This is a genomic window from Stenotrophomonas sp. SMYL41 (genome assembly GCF_036319965.1).
Classification (GTDB): domain Bacteria; phylum Pseudomonadota; class Gammaproteobacteria; order Xanthomonadales; family Xanthomonadaceae; genus Stenotrophomonas; species Stenotrophomonas maltophilia_R.
In genome coordinates this window covers 69,362-91,337 of the sequence record NZ_JAWIRX010000010.1, presented here as the reverse complement: position 1 = coordinate 91,337, position 21,976 = coordinate 69,362, and the positions used below count along the sequence as shown (strand labels likewise).

Below are 21,976 nucleotides of genomic sequence, written 5' to 3'. Positions count from 1 at the left end.
TCAGAGCACCGCGTTGTGGAAGTCGAAGCTCAGGTCGCTGCCGGCCGACTGCACCATGTTGCCCTGGATGAAGTCGACGCCACCGACCCACATCGCTGCTGCAGCCTGCGGATCCTCGATCTGCTGGCCGATGATCTGCAGCCCGGCGGCATGGGCCTGTTCGATCGCCTTGCGCAGTTCCTCGCGGGTGGCTGGATTGGAATGGCTGCTGGAGAAGCGCGCAGCCATGCGTACGAACGACAGCGGCAGCTGGGTCAGCAGTGCGTCGGCCTCGCTGCCGGGTTCGAACTGGCTCAGGCAGAAGCGCACCCCGGCACTGGCCATGCGCTGGCAGAACTGCTGCAGCGGCACGGTGTGGATCAGTGCGTCGGGCAGGCGCACGTCGATCACCAGCGCACTGCCGGGCAGGTCACGCTGCTGCAGCGATTCCAGCAGCCAGTCGGCGAAGGCATCGCGCTGCAGGGTGCGCAGTGACTGCGAGACGAACAGGTTCAGCGGCTGCGTTGCGTGCCGGTACAGATCCAGCAGGCCCAGTGCGTGGTCCATCACCTGCTGGTCGAGGTCGGCAATGCGCCCGGCGGCTTCCGCAGCCGGGATCACCTGGCCGGCCGCCAGTACCGTGCCATCGGTCTGGCGCAGGCGCAGCAGCAGCTGGTATTGCGCGGTGTTGCCACCTGCCACGGCGACGATCGGCTGGTAGGCCAGTTCCAGCTGGCCTTCCAGCAGCGCCAGGTGTTCCTGTTCGGTGACCGCCTGGCGGTGCACATGGCCCGCCACGCCGGCGCTGAGCAGGCGTGCCTGCAGGGTGGTGCGTTCAACTGCTTCCAGCGCACTGTTGGCATCCTCGAAGCCCGGCGACAGCGGCGCGTAGCCGACCACGCCGCGCAGGTGCACGGATTCGTCGTCGCGGATCACGAACGCACGTGCCGACAGCTGCTCGCGCAGGCTCGCGGCGATGCCTTCGAGGGCGTCCTCGTCGGCGTTGCGGGCCAGCAGCAGGAAGCTGTTGTCGTTCAGGCGCGCCAGCAGGTGCGGATGGCCGGCCTCGGCCAGGCGCTGCCCGGCCTGTACCATCAGCCGCTCAAACGCGGCATAGCCATAGCGTTCGCGCAGGCCCAGCGCGCTGGCCACTTCGATGAAGAACACGCCGCCCTGGTCACGGTGGGCGAGTGCGGTATTGAGCTGCTGCAGCACGTGGTGGCGCGTCGGCAGGCCGGTTTCCGGATTGCTGGTGGCCGGTGCGCCGGTGGCACCGGGCAGGGTCGCGGCCTGGGCACGTGCGCGGCGGATGCGGTTGGCCACCGCTGCGATCAGGTGGCGGGGCCGGATCGGCTTGCTCAGGTAGTCGTCGGCGCCGCTGTCGAGTACTTCGAACTGGCGCTCCGGATCCGGATCGCCGCTGAGGAACACGATCGGCAGCAGCTGCAGGCCAGGCTGCTGGCGGATCAGCGCGGTCAGGCGCATGCCATCCAGCCCGGGCAGGTGCAGGTCCATCAGGATCAGGTCGGGGCGGTGCTCCTTGATCGCCTGCAGCGCGGCATCTGCATCGCTGTGCACGATGGCCTGCATGCCGGCGCCATGCAGCACGCTCTGCGCGAACAGGGCCTGTGCACGATCGTCTTCAACGATCAGCACGCGATAGGGCGAGTCCGATGGCGGTGGGGCCAGATCGTTGTTCCCGGCTTCGGCCAGTGCGATCGGGCCGGGCAGCGGCGGTGGCGCGCTGTTGACGGGCGAGTGCGCATCGGCCGCGACCGGCGGCGGGGTCGCCATCATCGGTGCGGCCACAGCGGGGCTTGCCGCCTCGGGGACCCAGCGCTGCCAATGATCGGCCGGCGGGGTTTCAGCGCGTCCCGGGCGGGCGCCCGCGGGGGATTCGTTTGCGGCCATCGGTGCTCCTGGTGTTCGCGTCCATTATGCGACAAGCCCGGCGCTCAACCGGTGCCGGTGTGCCCTGGCGGTGGTGCCGATGCGCCGCGCGCCAGCCAGCGCACGCTCTTCCACAGTGCGCGCCAGACCAGCCACACCAGCAGTGCGCCGGCCAGGCTGCAGGCCAGCACCACCACCAGGGCGATCCACGGATGCGCCAGTGCCAACGCCAGGCCGCCGATCACCACGGTGTCTTCGGCGGCAGAGGCGACCCAGTTGCTGGCCGGTTCCGGCGAGGTGTTGAGCAGGGCGCGGGTACCGGCCTTCAGGCCATGGCTGGCCAGGGCTACACCGGCACCGGCGGCGAGCGCACCAGTGCCCAGCTGGCCATCCGGCGACAACGTGGCCGCCGCGAGGAACGCGCCGGCGGGTACGCGTGCGAGCGTCTGCACCAGGTCCCAGGCCGAGTCCACGCCGGGGATCTTGTCGGCGAAGAACTCGGCGATGGCCAGCGCGGCCGATGTGCCCAGCACCCACCATGATTCGGTGGCCTGCAGGGCGGGTGGCAGGTCGACCCAGCCGAGCAGGCCGGCCAGGCCGACGCCGAACACGGTGAGGTAGACGCGGATGCCGGCCAGCCAGGCCAGCAGGATGCCGATCACGAACAGGTGGGCTTCGGTCATGGCGGTGCTCCGGCGACGGAACTGTGCAGGGGGCCACACTATCGACGATGGCGTGCCTGAACGCCACAGACCGTGGCCGGCCACTGCGCAGGAAACCCACCCGTCCTGTCATACACTAGCCCGTCGTTTGCCACAGGGGCCGTACCGGTATCGCCCTTGCGATACCCCGGAAACCACCCATGACCAACCGTCCTCCCATGCGCGTGCAGGTACGCCTGCCCGGCGCGCCGCAACCGCCGATGGACCGTCGCCGCCTGCTGATGATCGGTGGCATCTGGCTGCTCAGCCTGGTGCTGGCCGCGCTGGGTGGCTGCTGGATGGCCACGCCGCGCGATGTCCAGGGCCAGCGCCTGCAGGCCGCGGAGAAGCGTGCCGAGACGCTGCAGGCGCAGCTGACCGAACTGCGCCAGAAGCAGGCCACGCTGGAAGCCTCCGACCGCATCAGCCGCGCTGCCAATACCGAGGTGCAGTCCTCGCTGGCCGAGCGTGACGAAGAAATCGCCGGCCTGCGTGCCGACGTCGCCTTCTACGAGCGACTGGTCGGCTCGACCAGCCAGCGCAAGGGCCTGAACACCCACTCGATCGAGTTCAGCCCGGAAGCGGCCGGCACGTGGCAGTACACCGCCGTGCTGACCCAGAACCTCAACCGCGGCGCCATCAGCCAGGGACAGATGCGCTTCACCGTGGAAGGCGTGAAAAACGGCAAGCTGGCCACGATCAGTTGGGATGATCTGCACCAGCGCAGCAAGGTGCCGGGACAGGACTACTCGTTCCGGTACTTCCAGCAGCTCACCGGCAGCGTGATGCTGCCGGCTGACTTCACCCCGCAACGCGTGCGGGTGACATTGGGGAGTGGTACGGGGGGTACCACCCAGGTATTCGACTGGAAACAGGCCGGCGCGCCGGCCAGCAAAGGGGAGTAGGCAGATGTTCGGAAGCAGCAAATCCAACCGTGAAGGCCAGCTGGTGGTGGATGCCCTGATCGGCAACCAGGTGGTGATCCGCGGTGATGTGGAATTCAGTGGGGGCCTGTATGTGGAAGGCCGCATCCACGGCAAGGTGATTGCCGCCGAAGGCGCCAGTGGCGCGACCCTGACGGTCGCCGAGCATGGCGTGATCGAGGGTGAGATCCGCGCCCAGGTGGTGGTCATCAGTGGCCGCCTGGACGGCGATGTACATGCCACCGAGAAGGTCGAACTGACCCCGAGCGCACGGGTCAATGGCAACGTCCATTACCAGGTGGTGGAGATGAATGCGGGCGCCCAGCTGAACGGCCGCCTGATCCACGCGAGCGCGCCGATGGCGGCCCTGCCGGCGCCGGAAGGCGATGAGGCCAATGATGGCAAGGGCGATACCGCCGCACGCCGCAAGCTGGCCGAGGCGATGGCTTGAAAGCCATCGTCGGCACCCCCATGCTGGCAGCATGAGCACGCTAGTCTCCCTGCCCGGCGCCACCCCGGTTGCCGCGCCCGATTACCAGTCGCTGGAGCGCCCGCTGAACTTCACCGAGTCGGCGGCCGCCAAGGTCAAATCCCTGATCCAGGAAGAGGGCAACCCCGACCTGGCCCTGCGCGTGTACATCGAAGGCGGTGGCTGTTCGGGCTTCCAGTACGGGTTCGAGTTCGACGAGAACCGTGCAGAGGATGACCTGGCGGTACAGACCAGCGGGGTGACCCTGCTGGTCGACCCGCTGAGCCTGCAGTACCTGATGGGCGCCGAGGTGGACTACACCGAGAGCCTGACCGGTGCCCAGTTCGTGATCCGCAACCCGAACGCGAAGACCACCTGCGGCTGCGGCAGCAGCTTCAGCATGTGAGCAGGGCGCGGGGCCTGCGCCCGGCGCGACAAGGTGTTTGGAGCAAGCTCCACCCCATAGCTGGTTTCCGCGAAGCCTGCGGCTTGCCACCCGCATCGATTGGCGGCAGGCTTGGCGGATGCCCAATTCTCCTTCGCCGCTTTCCGGTTTTGCCTTCGTTGGCGAACCGCTGGAGCGCGCCGATGCCCTGCGCGAAGATGCCGATGCACTGGCGCGCCTGTGGCGGGGTGCGCGCATTCTCGTGCTCGATCAGGACGGCAGCGCCTTCACCGGCGATGACGATCAGCCGCTGGCGCTGACCGGCGCCGCCATCGGCGGTGGCCCGGGTGCCGCGATCTTCCTCGGCCTGCGGGGGGAGCAGGCGTGGTTCTCGGTTGAAGCTGCCAACGTCACCGTCAGCGCGCCACGCCGACTCGATCTGCGCCAGGCCGCATTGCTGTGGTCGATGGCCGATGCGACTGCTTTCAGCTATGCCCGCGGCATGTCGTACTGGCACTCGCGCACCCGCTTCTGCGGCGTATGCGGCGGTGCCGTGGCGTTTGCCCGCGGTGGCTTCGTCGGCCGCTGCGGGCAGTGCTCTACCGAGCACTACCCGCGCGTCGACCCCGCCGTGATCGTCGCCGTGGAGAACCAGGGCCGGTTGCTGCTGGGCCGGCAGTCGAACTGGGCACCGCGTCGCTACTCGGTGCTGGCCGGTTTCGTCGAACCCGGCGAGACCTTCGAGCAGACCGTGGTGCGCGAAGTCCATGAGGAGAGCAAGGTGCGGGTGACCGCCTGCCAGTACCTCGGTTCGCAACCGTGGCCGTTCCCCGGCGCGCTGATGGTCGGCTTCCGTGCACAGGCACTGGATGACCTGCCGACCGTGGATGGCGAGCTGGAAGATGCGCGCTGGTTCAGTGCCGAAGAGGTGGGCGCTGCGCTGGCCCGTGATGTCGAGGACGATGGCCAGGGCATCCGCCTGTCGCCACCGATCTCGATTTCGCGGGGGCTCATCGAACACTGGTACCGCCAGCACAAGGGCTGAGCCCGATTGCTGCCGGGCCGGTGGTGGCAACTGTATTGCCGCCACCTGAACACGGCCCGGGTTAGAGTCCGGTTCACCAGCGAGGGCGCCGCTGCGACAGGTAAGGTAGCGGCGCCGAGCGTTCTGTTTCGTAGGGAGACCTGCCATGTTCACCACTCTGGCCGCCGTGCTGGTGGCGTTGGCCCTGGGCCACGTTGCCCCGGCCGCTGCCGCTTCGCTGCGCCGTTTCGACGGCTTCCGGCGATGGCTGGGCTGGCTGGACGCGCATGGCGGCAAGGCCTGGCAGGGCGCGGCGGGGGTCGCCCTGGCGCTGTTGCCGCCACTGCTGTTGATGGGGCTGCTGGCGTGGCTGCTGCGCGGAGTGCTGTTCGGCCTGCCGTCGCTGCTGCTGGGCGTGGTGGTGCTGGCCTGGTGTTGGGGACCGCGCGACCTGGATCGCGATATCGAAGCGATCATCGATGCGGACGACGCCGCGACGCGGCAGGCGGCGGTGCGCAACCTGCAGGCCGCCGGTGGCAGCCTGCGCGAGGACGTGCCGTCGCTGGTCGAAGCGACGGTGCTCAATGCATTGCGGCGCTGGTTCGCGGTGCTCTTCTGGTTCCTGCTGCTGGGCCCGGCGGGCGCGCTGGGCTACCGGCTGCTGGCGCTGATGGCGGAAAGCCCGATGCGCGCGCGCGTGCCGGTGGAGCCGCTGGCATTGGCGCAGCGCCTGCTGGGCTGGATCGAGTGGCCGGTGGCGCAGTTGATGGCGTTTTCGATGGCGCTGGTGGGTAACTTCGATACGGCGTGGAAGGCCTGGCGCCAGGCCCATGGCGAACGCCTGGCGGGCGGCATCGGTTTCCTCGGCGCGGTGGCGCGGGCCAGTGTCAACGCCGAGCTGCGCGAGGATGCGCACGATTACACCGAGGCGGGGTTGCTGCCGGTGTGGCAGCGGCTGCCGGACCTGCGTGATGCGATGAGCCTGGTGTGGCGGATGCTGCTGCTGTGGCTGGCCGTGCTGGCGCTGCTGGTGATTGCAGGCTGGGTGACGTAGTTGTTTGCAGGGCTTGCAGCCCTGCACCTGCAGAAGCAACAGCAACAGCAGCTCTGGATTGCTGATGGTTGGGCGGGGCGGTGTGGGGCTTCAGGACACGCCGTAAACCCGTCCCTGGGGGCTCGATGGCGCCTTGCTCGTGTGCGCTGTCCTGCGCACACGAGCAAGCGGCGACCGAGCTTACATGGACGTACTTGCAGCGCCCCCTGCGCAGCCCACCCACCCGGCCAACCCGAAAGCTTCTACCTTCAAACGCCGCCCACCACGAGGGGCTGCGCCGTTGGCTGGAAACCTAGATCGGTGCCAGTGCGGTGAACGGTGCCCACGGCAGGTTGCGCAGCAGCGCATACCCGGGCAGCACCCAGAGCCAGAACGTGGGATTGGCCAGTACCCGCATCAGCGGGTCGAGTACGCGCGGACGGATGCCGGCGACGTTCAGCAGCATCAGCAGCAGGAAGGGCAGGCTGATGACCAGCAGCGGGTTCATCGCCATCGCGCCGGGCAGGTCGAAATGGACCAGCGAATACAGGCAGCGGGTACTGCCACAGCCCGGGCAGTACAGGCCGGTCATGGCGTACAGCGGGCAGCTCGGCAGGGGATTGCCGGCGACATATGGATTGACGTTGCGCAGCACCAGTGCGGCACCGGCGGCCAGGCCGGTGGCGGCCAGCAGCGGTGCCCAGCGGGCCAGTCTGGATCGAGTGGGAAGTGCGGACATGCAGCAACGGATCCGGCGCAGGCGCCGGATCCGTCCACGCGGATCAGTAGCCGCTGTTGCTCATCGCACCCATGCCGCCGAGAGCGACGATCAGGATGCCGTACAGCACGCCGACCACGACGGCGGCGATGGCCGACCAGATGGCCCACTTCTTGGCCTTGGCCGAGGAGTCCTGGGCGCCGGCGATGTCGCCAGCGGCCAGCTTGCCGTTGACCTGCGCGGCGTAGACGATCGACACGATGCCGGCCGGCAGGCAGCAGAACAGGGTGCTCAGGATGGCCCAGACCAGATTGTTCGGGACCTGCGGAGTGGCGGTGTTCATGGGTTCAAGCTCCTTGATGGGTGGTGGTGGTGAATCATTGGTCGGAAAGAGCGCCCAGTACGGCCAAGCCGCCGAACAGCCCGAACCACAACAGCAACAGGACCGGCAGGGCCACGGCCGAAGCCACCGCCCACCAGCCCGCCTTGCGCGACGCGCTGTAGGCCCCCGGCAGGTCGCCGGCCGCGCGGCGGCCATCGACCTGGGAGGCATAGACGATCGACACCACGCCCAACGGCAGGCAGCAGAACAGCGTCGTCAGGATCGCCCAGACCAGATGGTTGGGGATGTAGACCGGACGGCTGAGCGGTGGTGGTTGATTCAAAGCGAGACTCCATTCCTTGGTGGCCGGCCGTGGTGCATTGGCCGGACCTCCCCCCTGTGGGTGCGTAATCTACCGCAACCTGCGTTGCATGTATGCGTTTACAGGCGCGGCATGCCGTGTTCGCCACTGGACGGTGGCGTATGCGAGGAGGTCCCCAGGCCCGCGTGGCGAGCCGGTTCCATCAGGCGTGATCACCACGCAGGGCCCGTACCTGGGCCTCCAGCACCGGGGCGCTGGTGGTGTGGCCATCCACGGCCGGTGCCGCCACCACCTCGACCGTGGCGCGGAAACGGCGCGGCACGCGCATGCGGCCGAGGCGGCTGTCGCGCCGGCTCCACATGCTCGACCACATGCCGCGCAGCGCCATCGGCACCACGGGCACCGGTCGCCGCTCGAGGATCTTCTCGACGCCGGACTTGAACGGGGCCATCTGCCCGTCGCGGGTCAGCGCGCCCTCGGGGAAGATGCAGACCAGTTCGCCTTCGGCCAACGCGGCGTCGATCTCATCGAACGCGCGCTGCATCAGCGCCGGGTCTTCACGTGCGCCGGCGATCGGGATCGCCTTGGCGGTGCGGAAGATCCAGCGCATCACCGGGATGTTGAAGATCTTGTAGTACATGACGAAGCGCACCGGGCGCGGGATGGTCGCCGAAAGGATCAACGCGTCCATGTAGCTGACATGGTTGCAGACCAGCAGCGCGGCGCCTTCGTCCGGCACGTTGGCCTCGATGCCGTGCGGGCGCAGCCGGTACAGGGTGCGCACCATCAGCCAGCTGAGGAAGCGCATCAGGAATTCGGGGACGATGGTGAAGATGTAGATCGCCACCAGTGCGTTGGCGATGGCCAGCGCCAGGAACAGCTGCGGAATGGTCCAGTGCAGCAGCGTGTGCGCGGCCAGCGACAGCAGCGCCGCAGCGACGATGAAACCCGAGTTCTGGATATTCAGTGCGGCGAACACGCGCGACATCTGCGTCTTCGGCGTGCGGCTCTGGATCAGCGCGAACAGCGGTACCACGAAGATGCCGGTGAACAGGCCGATGCCGATCAGGTCGATGACGATGCGGAGGCTGCCGGGCTGCTGCAGGAATGGCCCGATGGTCAGCCCGTGTACCGGCGCTTCACCGCTGCGGGCGAAGTACAGGTCGAGCAGGAACGCGGTCATGCCGAACGCACCGAGCGGTACCAGGCCGATTTCCACCGTACGGGCCGAGAGTTTCTCGCACAGCAGCGAACCGACGCCGGTGCCGACCGAGAACAAGGCCAGCGCGAAGATGTACAGGGTCGGCTTGCCCCCCAGGTTGGTCACCGCGTAGGCCGGCAGCTGCGAAGTCAGCACCGTGCCGACGAACCAGAACCAGGACACGCCCAGGATCGAGTTGCGCACGGCCTTCTGCTGGCGCGCCATGCGCAGCACCGCCAGCGATTCCGGCAACGGGTTCCAGTTGATCTTCAGGTTCGGGTCGCCGGCATCGACCTTGGGAATCAGGCGCGCGGCGATGTTGCCGCAGATCGCCAGGGCGATGATGGCGCACGCAGCTACCACCGTGCCGTGGCTGCCGGCCACGGTGAACACCAGGCCGCCGACGATCATGCCGGAGAGAATCGACATCGAGGTGCCCATCTCGACCAGGCCATTGCCACCGGTCAGCTCTTCGGGCCTGAGTACCGACGGCAGCACCGAGTACTTCACCGGGCCGAACAGGGTCGACTGCATGCCGGTACAGAACAGTGCGACCAGCAGCACCGGCAGGCTCTGGGTGAGGAAGCCGGTGGCCGCCAGCGACATGATCACGATCTCCATGCTGGTGGTGATCACGATCAGTCGCGATTTTTCCAGTTTGTCGGCGATCTGCCCGGCCAGCGCCGAGAACAGGAAATACGGCAGGATGAAGATGGCCGGCGCCAGCGTGGCGTACAGCCCCAGTTCCTCCTCTGGCACGGCCATGAACAGCAACATGCTGATGATCGCCTGCCGGTACACGTTGTCGTTGAATGCACCGAGCGCCTGGACCACGAAGAACGGCAGGAAACGGCGCTGGCGCAGCAGGGCGAACTGGTTGTGACCGGACATGGAGCCTCCTTGACCGGCGCAGCCTAGCATTCCTGCCCACCTGCCGGGACCATGGAGGGATGCATCCATGCATGGCGTGGATCTACTGAAGCCCCACGACTGTGGGTGCGGACCGATGTGGGTGCGGACCGTTGGTCCGCACACCTGACGGCGGACTCAGACGATATCGTCGACCACGCCGCCATCCACGCGCAGCGCTGCACCCGAGGTCGCCGAGGCCTGCGGCGAGGCCAGGTACACCACCATGTTGGCCACTTCTTCGACCGTGGCGGTGCGCTGGATCAACGAGGACGGCCGGTGCGCCATCACGAACTCGCGGCCGATCTGTTCCAGCGGCTTGCCACTGCGCTGGCGTTCATCCTCGAACATCGCCGCGAAACCATCGGAGAGGGTCGGGCCGGGCAGCACCGCGTTGACGGTGACGCCGCTACCGGCCACGCGCTTGGCCAGGCCGCGCGACAACGACAGCTGCGCGGTCTTGCTGACCCCATAATGGATCATGTCGGCCGGAATGTTGCGCGCCGACTCGGAAGAGATGAACAGCACCCGGCCCCAGCCGGCATCGACCATCGCCGGCAGCAGCGCGCGCGACAGGCGCACGCCGGACATCACGTTGGTCTGCCAGTAGCGCTCCCAGGTCGCGTCATCCGTCTCGAAGAAGTCCTGTGGGCCGAAGATGCCGGCGTTGTTGACCAGGATGTCGACCTTGGGCAGGCCGGCCAATAGTGTTTCGACACCGGCTGCATCAGAAAGATCGGCGGCGACACCGAGCACGTCGGCCCCGGGTACGGCGCCCAGCAGATGCTGGCGCGCACGCTCGACGCTGTCGGTGCTGCGTCCATTGAGGATGACCCGCGCCCCGGCAGTGGCCAAGCCCTGGGCAATGGCCAGGCCGATGCCGGCGGTGGAAGCGGTGACCAGCGCGGTGCGGTTGGCAAGTTCGATCTTCATGGGGGAATCCGGAGCAGGGGATGACTCAGTATCCGCGCGCGGACGTGATCGGGGTGCATCACTGGATGCAACATGATGTTGCGCCGCCGGCAGCACCGGACCATGCCGGCGCCACCGATGTCAGGTCAGGCCGGTCACCGCTCCATTGGCCGCCGCCCGAACCTTCGGCAGCAGGCGCAGTACCAGCGCCATCTGCGTACGGATCAGTTGCAGTTTCGGCGGCATCGCCTCGTCGATCTGCTCCAGCTCGGCGGCCACGGCGCGGTCGGCGTCGTTGTCATCCTCCGCGACCGGTTGTCGTGCGGTCAGGGCCGAGGCCAGCTGCTGCAGCGCCTTGCGCACGCGCTCACCGGCGGCCAATGCCAGCGGATCGCCGGCGTAGCTGTCCACCTGGTCACGATGCGCACCCAGTGCCGACAGGTGGCCGAGCAGCGTGTTGGACAGCGCCAGAAAGTGAAAACCGGCATCCAGGTTGCGGCGCACATGGCCGGGTTCGCGCAGCATGTTCGACAACGCGGTGGACAGTGCAGCGTCGGCGTTGTGCATGTCGCGCCGTGCGATGCGGTAGGCCAGGTCGTCGCGCATGCCGCTGCGGTACTGGCCCAGCACCGAATCCAGGTAGCGGGCCGCAGTGTCCAGCACGCGTGCCAGTACAAGATGCAGCTGGCGGCCCTGCCAGTCGGGCAGGATCAGGAACGCGGCCGCTGCTGCGATCGCGCAGCCCAGCACGGTGTCGACCATGCGCGGCACGATCAGCACGAAGCCATCGCCGATCAGGTTGAAGCAGGTCAGGGCCATCACGGTGATCGCCGCCGAGGCCACCAGGTAGCGGTCGGTGCGGGTGAAGAAGAACAGCAGCGCCGACAAAAGGGCGATCAGCAGCTGCACGTGCAGCTGCGGGAACAGCTGCAGCAACGCCCAGGTCAGCACCAGGCCGGCAAGGGTGCCGACGATGCGTTGCGCAAGCCGCTGGCGGGTGGCGCCGAAGTTGGGCCGGCACACGAACACGATGGTCAGCAGTACCCACGAACCATTCTGCGCATTGAACAGGCGGATCGCTGCAAAGCCGGCGATCAGCGCAAGCGCCATGCGCAGGCCATGACGGAACAGCACCGAGCCGGGCGTGAGCTGCTGGCGGATGCGCACGCCCATCTCGCGCAGGGTATGCGGATTGCTGTCACGCAGGCGGGTATCGACATTGTCCAGGCTGGCTTCAGAACGCTCGGCATCCAGCAGGCGCCGTTCGATGCTGCGCAGGTTGTGCACCAGCAGGTCCAGCGAGCCCAGCAGGCGCTGCCATTGCGGGCGCTGCTGGCCGCGCAGATAGGCCAGCGCATCGGCCAGGTCGCGCCCGGCCTGCTGGTTGCTCTCACCGTATACGAACGGACGGCGCAGGCGGATCGCTTCGCCCAGGCGGGCACAGGCCTGGCCCTGCAGGTCGAGCAGGCGCTGGCAGCGGTACAGCACGTCGCTGTGGAAGAACGCATCCACCAGCGCGCCGTACGGGTAATGCGAGGAACTGGCACGCTCGTGGAAATCCTGCGCCATGTAATACAGGCGCAGGTAAAGGCCGGAATTCACGCCGGGCCGGCCAGAGCGGCCGAAGCGGGCCAGGATCGCGGTCTTGGCCTCGTTCAGGGCGCCGACCACGCGGCGGTTCTGTTCGGCAAGATCCAGCTGGCGGCGTTGCAGGTCGGCTTCGCGCACCGGCTCGAACAGCGCGGCCTTCAGCTGCAGGTAGCGGCCCAGCTCCTGGTACAACCGCGCTATGCGCTCACGCACCGGCCGATTGGCGAACAGCGCGGTCCACAGGATCGACAGCAGGCCATACCAGACCGCGCCGGCCAGCAGGTGGCTGACGGCTTCCAGCGCGCTGTGCAGGTCGCTGGCACCATGCTGTTCCAGGCCGATCATGGTGTAGATCGCCAGCGTCACCGTGGCCTGGGCTATGGACGCATAGCGCTCGCCGAGCGCGCCGAGCAGGGTCAGGCCGAAGGTGGACAGTGCCAGCGCGCCAATGAAGATCCACGGCCACGGGAACAGCCAGATCACCGAGGCTGCGGCAATGCAGAAGCACAGCAGCGACAGCACTACGGCCTTGGTACGACCCCACCAGTTGTCGTCGGTTTCGGCGATGGCGCTGGCGATGATGCCAAGGAACACGCCGGGCAGGGCCGTAAGCGCATCCAGCTGCCAGCACACCGCCAGCGCCGCGGCCAGGGCGATGAACACCCGCAGGCCGTAACTGGCCTTCTCGTGGGCCCACAGGCGGCTGAGGCGGGATTGTCGGGCGGACATGCAGGCTCGGTGGAAGGGTCTTCCACCATTATTGCGGGTGTGGGGTGAAATATGGAGTGCGGGCCAACGGTCCGCACCCACCGTCCATGTGCGGGCCCGTGGTCCGCATGGACGGCGGGGCCCGGTGCCTTACATTTCCCAGCGCACGCTCAGCGCGAACGTGCGCGGCAGCCCGGCACCGGCGTTGGACCAGTACTTCCGGTTGGCCAGGTTCTCGACGCCGGCACGCAGGGTCACCGGGTGACCGGACGCCAGCAGGCGATAGCCGACGCCTGCATTGACCAGCGTGTAGTCGGGCAGCTTCAGGGTGTTGTCGGCGTCGTACCAGACGTCGCCGTAGTAGCGCACTGCGGCATACGTTTCCAGGCCGTCCATCCACGGCAGCTGGTAGGTGGCGTGCACGACACCGCTCCAGCGCGCAGCACCGGCGGTACGGTTGCCTTCCTGCGCGGCGCTGCCCGGGGACAGCTTGTCGTAGGCCGGATCCAGCCAGGTGGCGCCGCCGCCGACCGTCAGTGCATCGTTGAGGTGCAGGTCAGCACTGGCTTCGATGCCTTCGTACAGCGTGATGCCATCCTGCACCAGGCGCTTGCCGGCCGGCGTGAGCGCATCGATGTTGGCACCACGTTCCAGCCGGAACGCGGCCACGTTCGCATTCCAGCGTGCCGCCTCGACCTTCGCACCGATCTCGTACTGCTTGCTGATGGTGGGATCGAGCACGTCGCCGGCGTTGATGTAGCTGTTGCCTACGCGGCTGCCTGCTTCCAGCGATTCGATGTAGCTGGCATACAGGGTGACCGCTTCGCTGGGCTTGAACATCACGGCGTAGGTCGGGGTGACCGGGTAGGTGTGGTATCGCCCCTTGGTTTCGAAGTCGTTGTAGCGCCAGCCCGCCAGCACCGACCAGCCGCTGCCGAGGTTCACCGTATCGCTTGCGAACACCGCCTGCTGCACCGTCTCGTCACCGCGGGTCATCACCCGCGAACCGACGGCGTCGTGGCGGATGGCATGGCGCTGGTACAGGTTGGCGCGGCCGATCAGGTTCCACTCGTAGGGACGGTCCCAGCCCAGCCCGGTCTGGTGGCTGATGCCCGCCACCACCTGATGCTGCAGCGGACCGGTGCGGAAGCTGCCCTGCAGCATGGCCTGGGCCAGCTTCCACTCGCTCTTGCCACCCAGTTCATAGACATTGACGTCGTAGTCGCCGTTGAGATCGTCGATGTAGGCGAAAATCTTGTTGACGTCATTCCATGAGGTGGTGACGCCATAACTCAGGCTGGCCTTCCAGTCACTGTTGATCTGCCAGTTCAGGCCGGTCGACAGCAGGCTGGATCGGGTGTCGTAGTAGGTGCCGGGTACGCTGTTGTCGGTATCTCTGGCGATCGGCCGCGGCAACGAGGTCAGGCCACGGAAGTAGTACTGCGGCGATTCCTCGCGCAGGTCGCGCGACTGGAACACACCGTCAAAGGTCCAGGTGAGTGCATCACTCAGGCGCGCGTCCAGCGACAGCGCGCCCACCTTGCGATCGACATGCCCGCCGTTGAAGGTCTCGCCCTTTTCCTGGAAGGCATTGAAGCGGTAGCCGAACATCTGCTCGTTGCCGAAGCGGCCGCCAACGTCGATGCCGCCGCTGACGACGCCCTGTTCGCGCCAGCCCAGCTGGGCGGAGAGGGTGGGCGTGTCGGTCGGCTTCTTGGTGATGTAGTTGACGATGCCGCCGGGGGTGCCGAAGCCATACAGGAATCCGCCCGGGCCTTTCAGCAGATCGACCTGTTCCATGACTTCCAGCGGCCATTCGGTGCCCCAGGACGAGACCTGCAGGCCATTGACCCGGTAGCTGTCGTAGTTCAGCTCCAGACCGCGGTTGCGGATCGGCGAGCTCCAGCCACTGGCATAGGCGCTGACCTGGGTGCTGACCGAGGGGTCGAGCAGGAAGGCTTCACCCAGCGAGACGACCTGGCGCTGCTCGATCTGCTCGCGGCCAACCGCGGTGATCGCGAACGGGGTATCGCGCAGCGCACGGTCGCCCAGTGCGCCGGCTTCGGTATGGGTGCGCTCGGCGGTGACTTTCACCGCATCCAGATCGGTGGCACTACGGCTGCCGGCCGGCGCTTCGGCGTGGGCGGCGCAGGCGGCGGACAAGGCTACGGCCAGCAGGGCCAGGCGGGGAGAACGGAACGTCAGCATCGATGGTGATCCTCGACGGACGGCCACAGGCCATCCGCCCACGGGTGGGGGAATGTGCAGTGGCTGGGATCACGCAGGCTGGCCGGAGATGGCAGCGGGGCGCCGCGATGGGGCGCAGGACCATGGCTGGATGAGAATTGTTCTCTTTTCGTTACGGCGCGTCAAACCCGGAGGCGTGCGGTCCAACGGTCCGCACCCACCATCCGCACCCACGGTAGCGCCGGCCGCTGGCCGGCGATCCGATCAGGCCCGCTGCGCGCGCTTGAGCAGCTTCGCTTCGCGCTTGCGTGCGCGACGTGCGCGCCAACGCTCGGCCAGGCACGAGAAGATCACATACAGCGCCGGCGTGCTGAGCAGGGTCAGGCTCTGCGAGAACAGCAGGCCGCCGATCATCGCGATGCCCAGCGGACGGCGCAGTTCGGACCCTTCACCCAGGCCGATCGCCAGCGGTACGGCTGCCAGGATCGCCACCATGGTGGTCATCATGATCGGGCGGAAGCGTACGATGCTGGCCTCTCGCGCGGCGTCGCGCGGTGCCAGTCCATGCTCGCGCTGCGCGACCAGCGCGAAGTCGATCATCATGATCGCGTTCTTCTTGACGATGCCGATCAGCAGTACCAGCGCGATCATCGAGATCACCGACAGCTCGGTGTTGGTGCCGAACAACGCCAGCAGTGCACCGACGCCCGCCGCCGGCAGCGTGGACAGGATGGTGACCGGGTGGATCAGGCTCTCGTAGAGCATGCCCAGCACCAGGTACACGGTCAGGATCGCGGCAAACACCAGGATCAGCATGTCGCTGGGATCGGAGTTGAAGCCGAAGCCCGCATCATCGGCCAGGCGGATGTCGCCGGGCATGCGCATGCCGGCCACGGTCGCGTCGATGATCGCCTTGGCCTCACCCATGCTCACGTTCGGTGCCAGGTTGTAGCTGAGGTCCATCGTCGTGTACTGGTTTTCATGGGTGATCTGCGAAGGCGCCAGCCCCGGCACCTGCTTGGCCACCGCAGTGAGCGGCACCATGTCGCCATTGCCTGCACGCACATGCACCTCGTCCAGCGCCGCCGGCGTGGCGGTCTGCGAGGGCAGCGCATTGACCACCACGCTGTACTGGTTGATGTCCGAGTAGATGGTGGAGATCTGGCGCTGGCCGAACGCACCGTACAGCGCGCCGTCGATGGCACCCACGGTGATGCCCAGGCGCGCGGCCTTGGCGCGGTCGATCTGGATGTTCTGGCGCAGGCCGGCGTTGTCCACGTCGGTACCGACGTCGCGCAGTTTCGGGTTCTTCTTCAGTTCCGCCTGCAGCTTGGGCAGCCATTCCTGCAGTGCGGCCAGGTCATTGCCCTGCAGGGATATGCGGTACTGCGCGCCCTGGCTGGAACCGCCGCCATCGTTGCTGGGCAGGTCCTGGATCGCGCGCAGGCGCAGCTGCAGGTCCGGGTATCGGTCGGCCTTGGCACTGAGCCGCGCCAATGCGTGTGCTGTGGTTTCGCGGCGGCCGTCGCTGCGCGATTTCAGCTCGATGTTGAACTGTGCGCTGGAGCCCTGGCGGCCGCTGCCCAGGCGCACACCCACGGTCTTCACCGCCGGGTCGGCCATCAGCATGTCGGTGATGCGGCGTTGGCGGGCGACCATGTCCTCGAAGGAGACGGTGGCACTGGAGTTGGCGCGGCCCCAGATCAGCCCGGTGTCCTGCGGTGGGAACGCGCCCTTCTTCACCGCGCCGAACAGGAAGATGGTGACGCCGATCAGGATCAGCGGGGTGAGCGACAGCAGCAACGCGTGGCGCAGCGAGAAGTCGAGGAACACGGTGTAGATGCGCAGCATGCGCTCGTGGCCGGCATCCAGCCAGCGGCCGAAGCGCGACGGGGCTGCCTTGTGGTCGTGTGCGCTGAGGAAGCGGCTGCACAGCGCCGGGGTCAGCGTCAGCGAAACGATCATCGAGACCACGATGGCCGCAACCAGGGTGACGGTGAATTCGCGGAAGAACGCGCCCATCATGCCGCTGGCGAACAGCAGCGGGATGAACACCGCCACCAGCGAGGCGGTGATCGAGACAATGGTGAAGCCGATCTCGCGGGCACCGGTCAACGCCGCCTGCATGCGCGGCATGCCTTCGTCGAGATGGCGCATGATGTTCTCGATCACCACGATCGCATCGTCCACGACGAAGCCGATCGCGATCACCAGCGCCAGCAGGCTCAGGTTGTTCAGGGTGAAGCCCATTACGTACATCACCAGCGCGGCACCGGCCAGCGACAGTGGCACGGTCACTGCGGCGATCAGCGTCGGTGCCAGCCGGCGCAGGAACAGCGCCATGGTCAGCACCACCATCGCCAGGCTGATCAGCAGGGTGATCTGCACTTCGTGCAGCGACGAGCGGATGGTCGGCGTGCGGTCGAAGTACGGCGTCATCGTGGTGCCCGGCTGCAGGTAGTCGCGCAGGGTCGGGATCTGCGCCTTGACCCGGTCAACGGTCTCGACGATGTTGGCGCCGGCACGGGTGAACACGTACATCACCACCGCCGGCTTGTGGTCAAACCACGCGGCCTGGTAGGCATCCTGCTGGCCGTCGTAGACATTGGCGATGTCCTTCAGGCGGATCACCCGGCCATCGCCCTGGGTCTTCACCACCAGGTCGGCGAAGTCGGCCGCACGCGCCACCGAGTCGTTGGCGATGATCGCAGTGGTGGTGTTGCCATCGCTGAGGAAGCCGGTGGGCGAGGTCACGTTGGCCGCGCGCACCGCGTTGCGCAGGTCATCGGCGGTCAGGCCCAGCGCGTTCATCAGGCGCAGGTTCACGTCCACGCGTACCGCTGGCGTCGAAGCACCGGCGATGTCGACCGAAGCAACACCACTGATCTGGCGGATGCGCTGCGCCAGCAGCGAATCGGCGACGTTGTACAGTTCGTCGGCCGACTGCGTCTGCGAGGTCAGCGCGATGGCGATCACCGGGTCATCGTTCGGGTTCGCCTTCTGGTACATCGGCGAGCCCATGCCCGTGGGCAGGTCGGCCTGCGCCGAGTTGATCGCGGTCTGTACGTCCAGTGCCGCCGAATCGATGTTGTGGCCGCTCTGGAAGATCATGAAGACCAGCGAGCTGCCTTCCGAGCTCGACGAGCGCATGCGGTCGATGCCCGGCAGCTGGCCGAGATGGCGTTCCAGCGGTGCAGTGACCGTAGAGGCCATGGTCGCCGCATCCGCGCCCGATTGGCTGGCGTGCACGAAGATCACCGGGATCTCGATGTTCGGCAGCGCCGACACGCCCAGCCGCAGGTAGCAGATCAGGCCGACCATGAACAGGCCGATGGCCAGCAGCGCGGTGCCGATCGGACGGCGGATGAAGGGGCCGGACAGGTTCATCGTGCGGCCCCCCACGGCACCGGGGAGTGGTTCATGCCTGCGGCTCCTGCAGCGAACCGTCGCGCAGTGCGCGCTGCTCACGGCGACGCTCCAGCCACTCGGAGAAGCGCTCCATGTACAGGTAGATCACGGGTGTGGTGTACAGGGTCACCAGCTGCGACAGCAGCAGGCCGCCGACGATGGCGATGCCCAGCGGGCGGCGCAGTTCCGAACCGATGCCGGTGCCCAGTGCCAGCGGCAGCGCGCCGAGCATGGCCGCGGCCGTGGTCATCATGATCGGGCGGAAGCGCAGCAGGCAGGCGCGGCGGATCGCTTCGTGCGCGTTGGCACCGGCGCGGCGCGCCTCGATCGCGAAGTCGACCATCATGATGCCGTTCTTCTTGACGATGCCGATCAGCAGCACGATGCCGACGATGCCATCCACCGACAGGCTCAGCCCGCACAGCATCAGCGCCAGCAGCGCGCCGACACCGGCAGGCGGCAGGGTGGAGATGATCGTGATCGGATGGATGTAGCTCTCGTACAACACGCCCAGCACGATGTAGATCACCACCAGCGACGCCAGCAGCAGCCACACCACATCGGTCTGGCTGCCGGTGAACTCGGCGGCCTTGCCGATGAACTCGGCATGCAGGTGGGTGGGCATGTCCAGGCTGTCCTTGGTCTCCTGGATTGCCCGCACGGCATCGGACAGCGAATAGCCCGGCGCCACGTTGAACGAGACCGTCACCGCCGGCAGCTGCTGCTGGTGGCTGACCAGCAACGGCGCACTGCTGACCTTGGCTTCGGCCAGCGCCGACAGCGGGATGATGTTGCCGGCACCAACGGTGATGCCGGTGTTCTGCGCGCCGATGCCTGTAGCGGTCGACGAGTTCGACGAGGTGACCTGGCCGAAGCTGGTGGCATTGGTGCCGGTCAGTGCACCGGCACCGTTGGACGCCACCGCCAGCTGTTCCATCAGCGCGGTGCTGGTGCGGAACTCCGGCGCCACTTCCAGCACCACGCGGTACTGGTTGAGCTCGGTGAAGATGGTCGAGATCTGGCGCTGGCCGAACGCATCGTAGAGCGTGTCGTCGATGGTCTGCATCGGCACGCCCAGCACGCTGGCCTTGTCGCGGTCGATGTTCAGCTCAAGCGCACGGCCCTGGTTGGACAGGTTGTTGTCGACGTCGGCCAGTTCCGGGCGCTTGCGCAGTGCTTCGGTCAGGCGCGTGGCCTGGGTCGCCACCGTTGCCGAATCCACGTCCGACAGCGAGTACTGGTACTCGGTGGCGGCCACGCGGGTATCCAGGGTCACGTCCTGCACCGGCTTCAGGTACAGCGCCACGCCGGGAATGCCGGCCACGGCCTTCTGCAGGCGCGGCAGGATCTCATCCAGGCCATCACGCTCGCCGCGCTCCTTCAGCACGATCGACAGCTGGCCCTGGTTGAGCGTGGGGTTCATGCTGCCGGCGCCGATGAAGGCCGACACGCCGGTCACGTCCGGGTCCTGGCGCAGGGCTTCGGCCACCTGCCTGGTGCGCTGCTCCATCTGCGGAAAGGCGATGTTCTGGTCGGCCTGCACCACGCCGGTGATCAGGCCGGTGTCCTGTTCGGGCAGCAGGCCTTTGGGAATCAGCACATACAGCAGCACGGTCAGCACCAGTGCGCCGCCGGCCACGGCCAGGGTCAGGCGCTGGTGGCCCAGCACCCAGTCCAGGCTGTGCTCGTACAGGCCCACCGTACGCGTCCACAGGTTCTGCTTGCCGGCCGCTGCCGCGCGCTCATGCGCGTCTTCGCCCTCGGGCAGGGCATCGGGCTTGAGCAGGTAGGCGCACATCATCGGGGTCAGCGTCAGCGAGATCAGCATCGACAGCACCACCGCGATGCTCAGCACCCAGGCGAACTCGTGGAACAGGCGGCCGGTGACGCCGGGCATCAGCAGCAGGGGCAGGAACACCGCCACCAGCGAGACGGTCAGCGACAGCACGGTGAAGCCGATCTGGCGCGCGCCGATCTCGGCCGCTTCCTTGCCACTCTTGCCCTGCTCGATGTAACGCACGATGTTCTCGATCATCACGATCGCATCGTCGACCACGAAGCCGGTGGCCACCACCAGCGCCATCAGCGACAGGTTGTCCAGCGACATGCCGGCGAAGGCCATCACCGCGAAGGTGCCGGCCAGTGACAGCGGTACCGCCACCGACGGAATGATCGTGGCCCACAGCCGGCGCAGGAACACGAAGATCACCGCCACCACCAGGCCGATGGTGAGGATCAGGGTGAACTGCACTTCATGCACCGAGGCGCGGATGGTCTCGGTGCGGTCGTTGAAGATCTCCAGGTGCACGTCGGCGGGCAGCACGCCTTGCAGCTGCGGCAGGATCGCGCGGATGCGCTCGACGGTCTGCACGATGTTGGCACCGGGCTGGCGTCGCACTTCCAGCAGCACCGCCGGCTTGCCGTCGGCCCAGGCGGCAAGCTGGTCGTTCTCCACGCCATCGATCACCTCGGCCACGTCCGACAGCCGTACCGGGCGGCCGTTCTTGTAGCTGATGATGGTGTCGCGGTACTCGGCGGCGCTGGCCAGCTGGTCGTTGGTACCGATGCTGTAGGACTGCGTCTTGCCGTTCAGCGAGCCCTTGGGCGCATTGACGTTGGCCTGGGTCAGCGCGCTGCGCAGCTGTTCCAGGGTCAGGCCCATGTTCGACAGCTGCGCCGGATTGACCTGGATGCGCACGGCCGGGCGCACGTTGCCTGCAATCGAAACCAGGCCGACGCCCTGCACCTGCGACAGGCGCTGGGCCAGGATGGAGTCGGCGTAATTGTTGACGTCGCGCAGCGGGCGCGTGTCAGACGTCAGTTTCAGGGTGACGATGGCCGCGTCGGCCGGATTCACCCGGTTGTAGACCGGCTGGTAGGGCAGTGACGAGGGCAGGGTGGCCTGGCGGATCGCCGCCTGCACGTCCTGCGCGGCAATGTCGATGTCGCGGTCCATCGAGAACTGCAGGATGATCGTGGACAACCCGGCCGACGAGTCGGAGGTCATCAGTTCCAGCCCGGAGATCTGCCCGAACTGGCGCTCCAGCGGCGTGGTGACCAGCGAGGCCATGGTGGTGGCGTTGGCGCCGGGGTACTGGGTGGTGACCACCAGGCTGGGCGCATCGATTTCCGGCAGCGCCGACACCGGCAGCTTGCGGTAACCGAGAATGCCCAGCAGCAACAGGCCCGCCATCAACAGCGAGGTGGCGATCGGGCGGCGGATGAAGATCGTCGAAAAGCCCACGGACTGATCCTTGCTGGCACTTCAATGTCGGCGCCGGCAGGTTCGCCGGCG

The 21,976-nt window shown here is 67.2% G+C and carries 16 protein-coding genes; 5 read left to right on the top strand and 11 right to left on the bottom strand.

What is annotated here, in order from left to right:
* Together V3B30_RS13305 and V3B30_RS13300 are read right to left on the bottom strand one after the other, a co-directional pair.
* Window positions 1–1,890 (bottom strand): EAL domain-containing protein, encoded by a 1,890-nt coding sequence (locus V3B30_RS13305; RefSeq protein ID WP_262083600.1) that lies wholly within the window; start codon window positions 1,888–1,890, stop codon window positions 1–3.
* 44 nt (window positions 1,891–1,934) lie between these two features.
* On the bottom strand, window positions 1,935–2,552 hold the full coding sequence (locus V3B30_RS13300) for a DUF4126 domain-containing protein (protein WP_262083599.1): 618 nt from the start codon (window positions 2,550–2,552) through the stop codon (window positions 1,935–1,937).
* Window positions 2,553–2,731: 179 nt separating this feature from the next.
* Between V3B30_RS13300 and V3B30_RS13295 the strand changes: the two genes are divergently transcribed.
* The 5 genes from V3B30_RS13295 (at window position 2,732) to ampE (ending at window position 6,425) form a co-directional block, all read left to right on the top strand.
* Window positions 2,732–3,475, top strand: a complete 744-nt coding sequence (locus tag V3B30_RS13295; RefSeq protein ID WP_315973630.1) for a DUF6776 family protein — start codon at window positions 2,732–2,734, stop codon at window positions 3,473–3,475.
* A gap of 4 nt (window positions 3,476–3,479) precedes the next feature.
* Entirely contained in the window at window positions 3,480–3,944 is a 465-nt protein-coding gene (locus V3B30_RS13290; RefSeq protein ID WP_100474163.1) for a polymer-forming cytoskeletal protein, read from the top strand.
* Between the two features lie 31 nt (window positions 3,945–3,975).
* Window positions 3,976–4,368 (top strand): iron-sulfur cluster insertion protein ErpA, encoded by a 393-nt coding sequence (erpA, locus tag V3B30_RS13285; RefSeq protein ID WP_005419789.1) that lies wholly within the window; start codon window positions 3,976–3,978, stop codon window positions 4,366–4,368.
* Window positions 4,369–4,486: 118 nt separating this feature from the next.
* Window positions 4,487–5,392 carry an NAD(+) diphosphatase gene (gene nudC, locus V3B30_RS13280; protein WP_262083598.1) on the top strand — a complete coding sequence of 302 codons (906 nt, stop codon included), beginning with the start codon at window positions 4,487–4,489 and terminating at the stop codon, window positions 5,390–5,392.
* 145 nt (window positions 5,393–5,537) lie between these two features.
* Window positions 5,538–6,425: a regulatory signaling modulator protein AmpE gene (ampE, locus tag V3B30_RS13275; RefSeq protein ID WP_100474157.1), complete on the top strand. Its 888-nt coding sequence runs from the start codon at window positions 5,538–5,540 to the stop codon at window positions 6,423–6,425.
* A 292-nt stretch (window positions 6,426–6,717) separates the two neighbouring features.
* Here ampE and V3B30_RS13270 read toward each other — a convergent pair whose 3' ends face one another.
* The 9 genes from V3B30_RS13270 to V3B30_RS13230 all read right to left on the bottom strand — a co-directional run bounded on the left by V3B30_RS13270 (window position 6,718) and on the right by V3B30_RS13230 (window position 21,925).
* Window positions 6,718–7,143 (bottom strand): DUF2752 domain-containing protein, encoded by a 426-nt coding sequence (locus V3B30_RS13270; protein ID WP_262083597.1) that lies wholly within the window; start codon window positions 7,141–7,143, stop codon window positions 6,718–6,720.
* A 43-nt stretch (window positions 7,144–7,186) separates the two neighbouring features.
* Entirely contained in the window at window positions 7,187–7,465 is a 279-nt protein-coding gene (locus V3B30_RS13265) for a CD225/dispanin family protein (RefSeq protein ID WP_100474151.1), read from the bottom strand.
* A 34-nt stretch (window positions 7,466–7,499) separates the two neighbouring features.
* Window positions 7,500–7,787 carry a CD225/dispanin family protein gene (locus V3B30_RS13260; protein WP_005419784.1) on the bottom strand — a complete coding sequence of 96 codons (288 nt, stop codon included), beginning with the start codon at window positions 7,785–7,787 and terminating at the stop codon, window positions 7,500–7,502.
* A gap of 181 nt (window positions 7,788–7,968) precedes the next feature.
* Window positions 7,969–9,858, bottom strand: coding sequence for an MFS transporter (locus V3B30_RS13255; RefSeq protein WP_262083596.1), 1,890 nt, complete (start codon window positions 9,856–9,858; stop codon window positions 7,969–7,971).
* Window positions 9,859–10,014: 156 nt separating this feature from the next.
* Window positions 10,015–10,809, bottom strand: coding sequence for an SDR family oxidoreductase (locus tag V3B30_RS13250; protein ID WP_262083595.1), 795 nt, complete (start codon window positions 10,807–10,809; stop codon window positions 10,015–10,017).
* A gap of 120 nt (window positions 10,810–10,929) precedes the next feature.
* On the bottom strand, window positions 10,930–13,107 hold the full coding sequence (gene yccS, locus V3B30_RS13245) for a YccS family putative transporter (RefSeq protein ID WP_100474142.1): 2,178 nt from the start codon (window positions 13,105–13,107) through the stop codon (window positions 10,930–10,932).
* 129 nt (window positions 13,108–13,236) lie between these two features.
* Entirely contained in the window at window positions 13,237–15,294 is a 2,058-nt protein-coding gene (locus tag V3B30_RS13240) for a TonB-dependent receptor (protein WP_329809660.1), read from the bottom strand.
* Between the two features lie 243 nt (window positions 15,295–15,537).
* A complete protein-coding gene (locus V3B30_RS13235) occupies window positions 15,538–18,660 on the bottom strand; it encodes an efflux RND transporter permease subunit (protein WP_262083593.1) in 3,123 nt (1,040 codons plus the stop codon).
* A 31-nt stretch (window positions 18,661–18,691) separates the two neighbouring features.
* Window positions 18,692–21,925 carry an efflux RND transporter permease subunit gene (locus V3B30_RS13230; RefSeq protein ID WP_262083592.1) on the bottom strand — a complete coding sequence of 1,078 codons (3,234 nt, stop codon included), beginning with the start codon at window positions 21,923–21,925 and terminating at the stop codon, window positions 18,692–18,694.
* Window positions 21,926–21,976 lie beyond the last annotated feature (51 nt).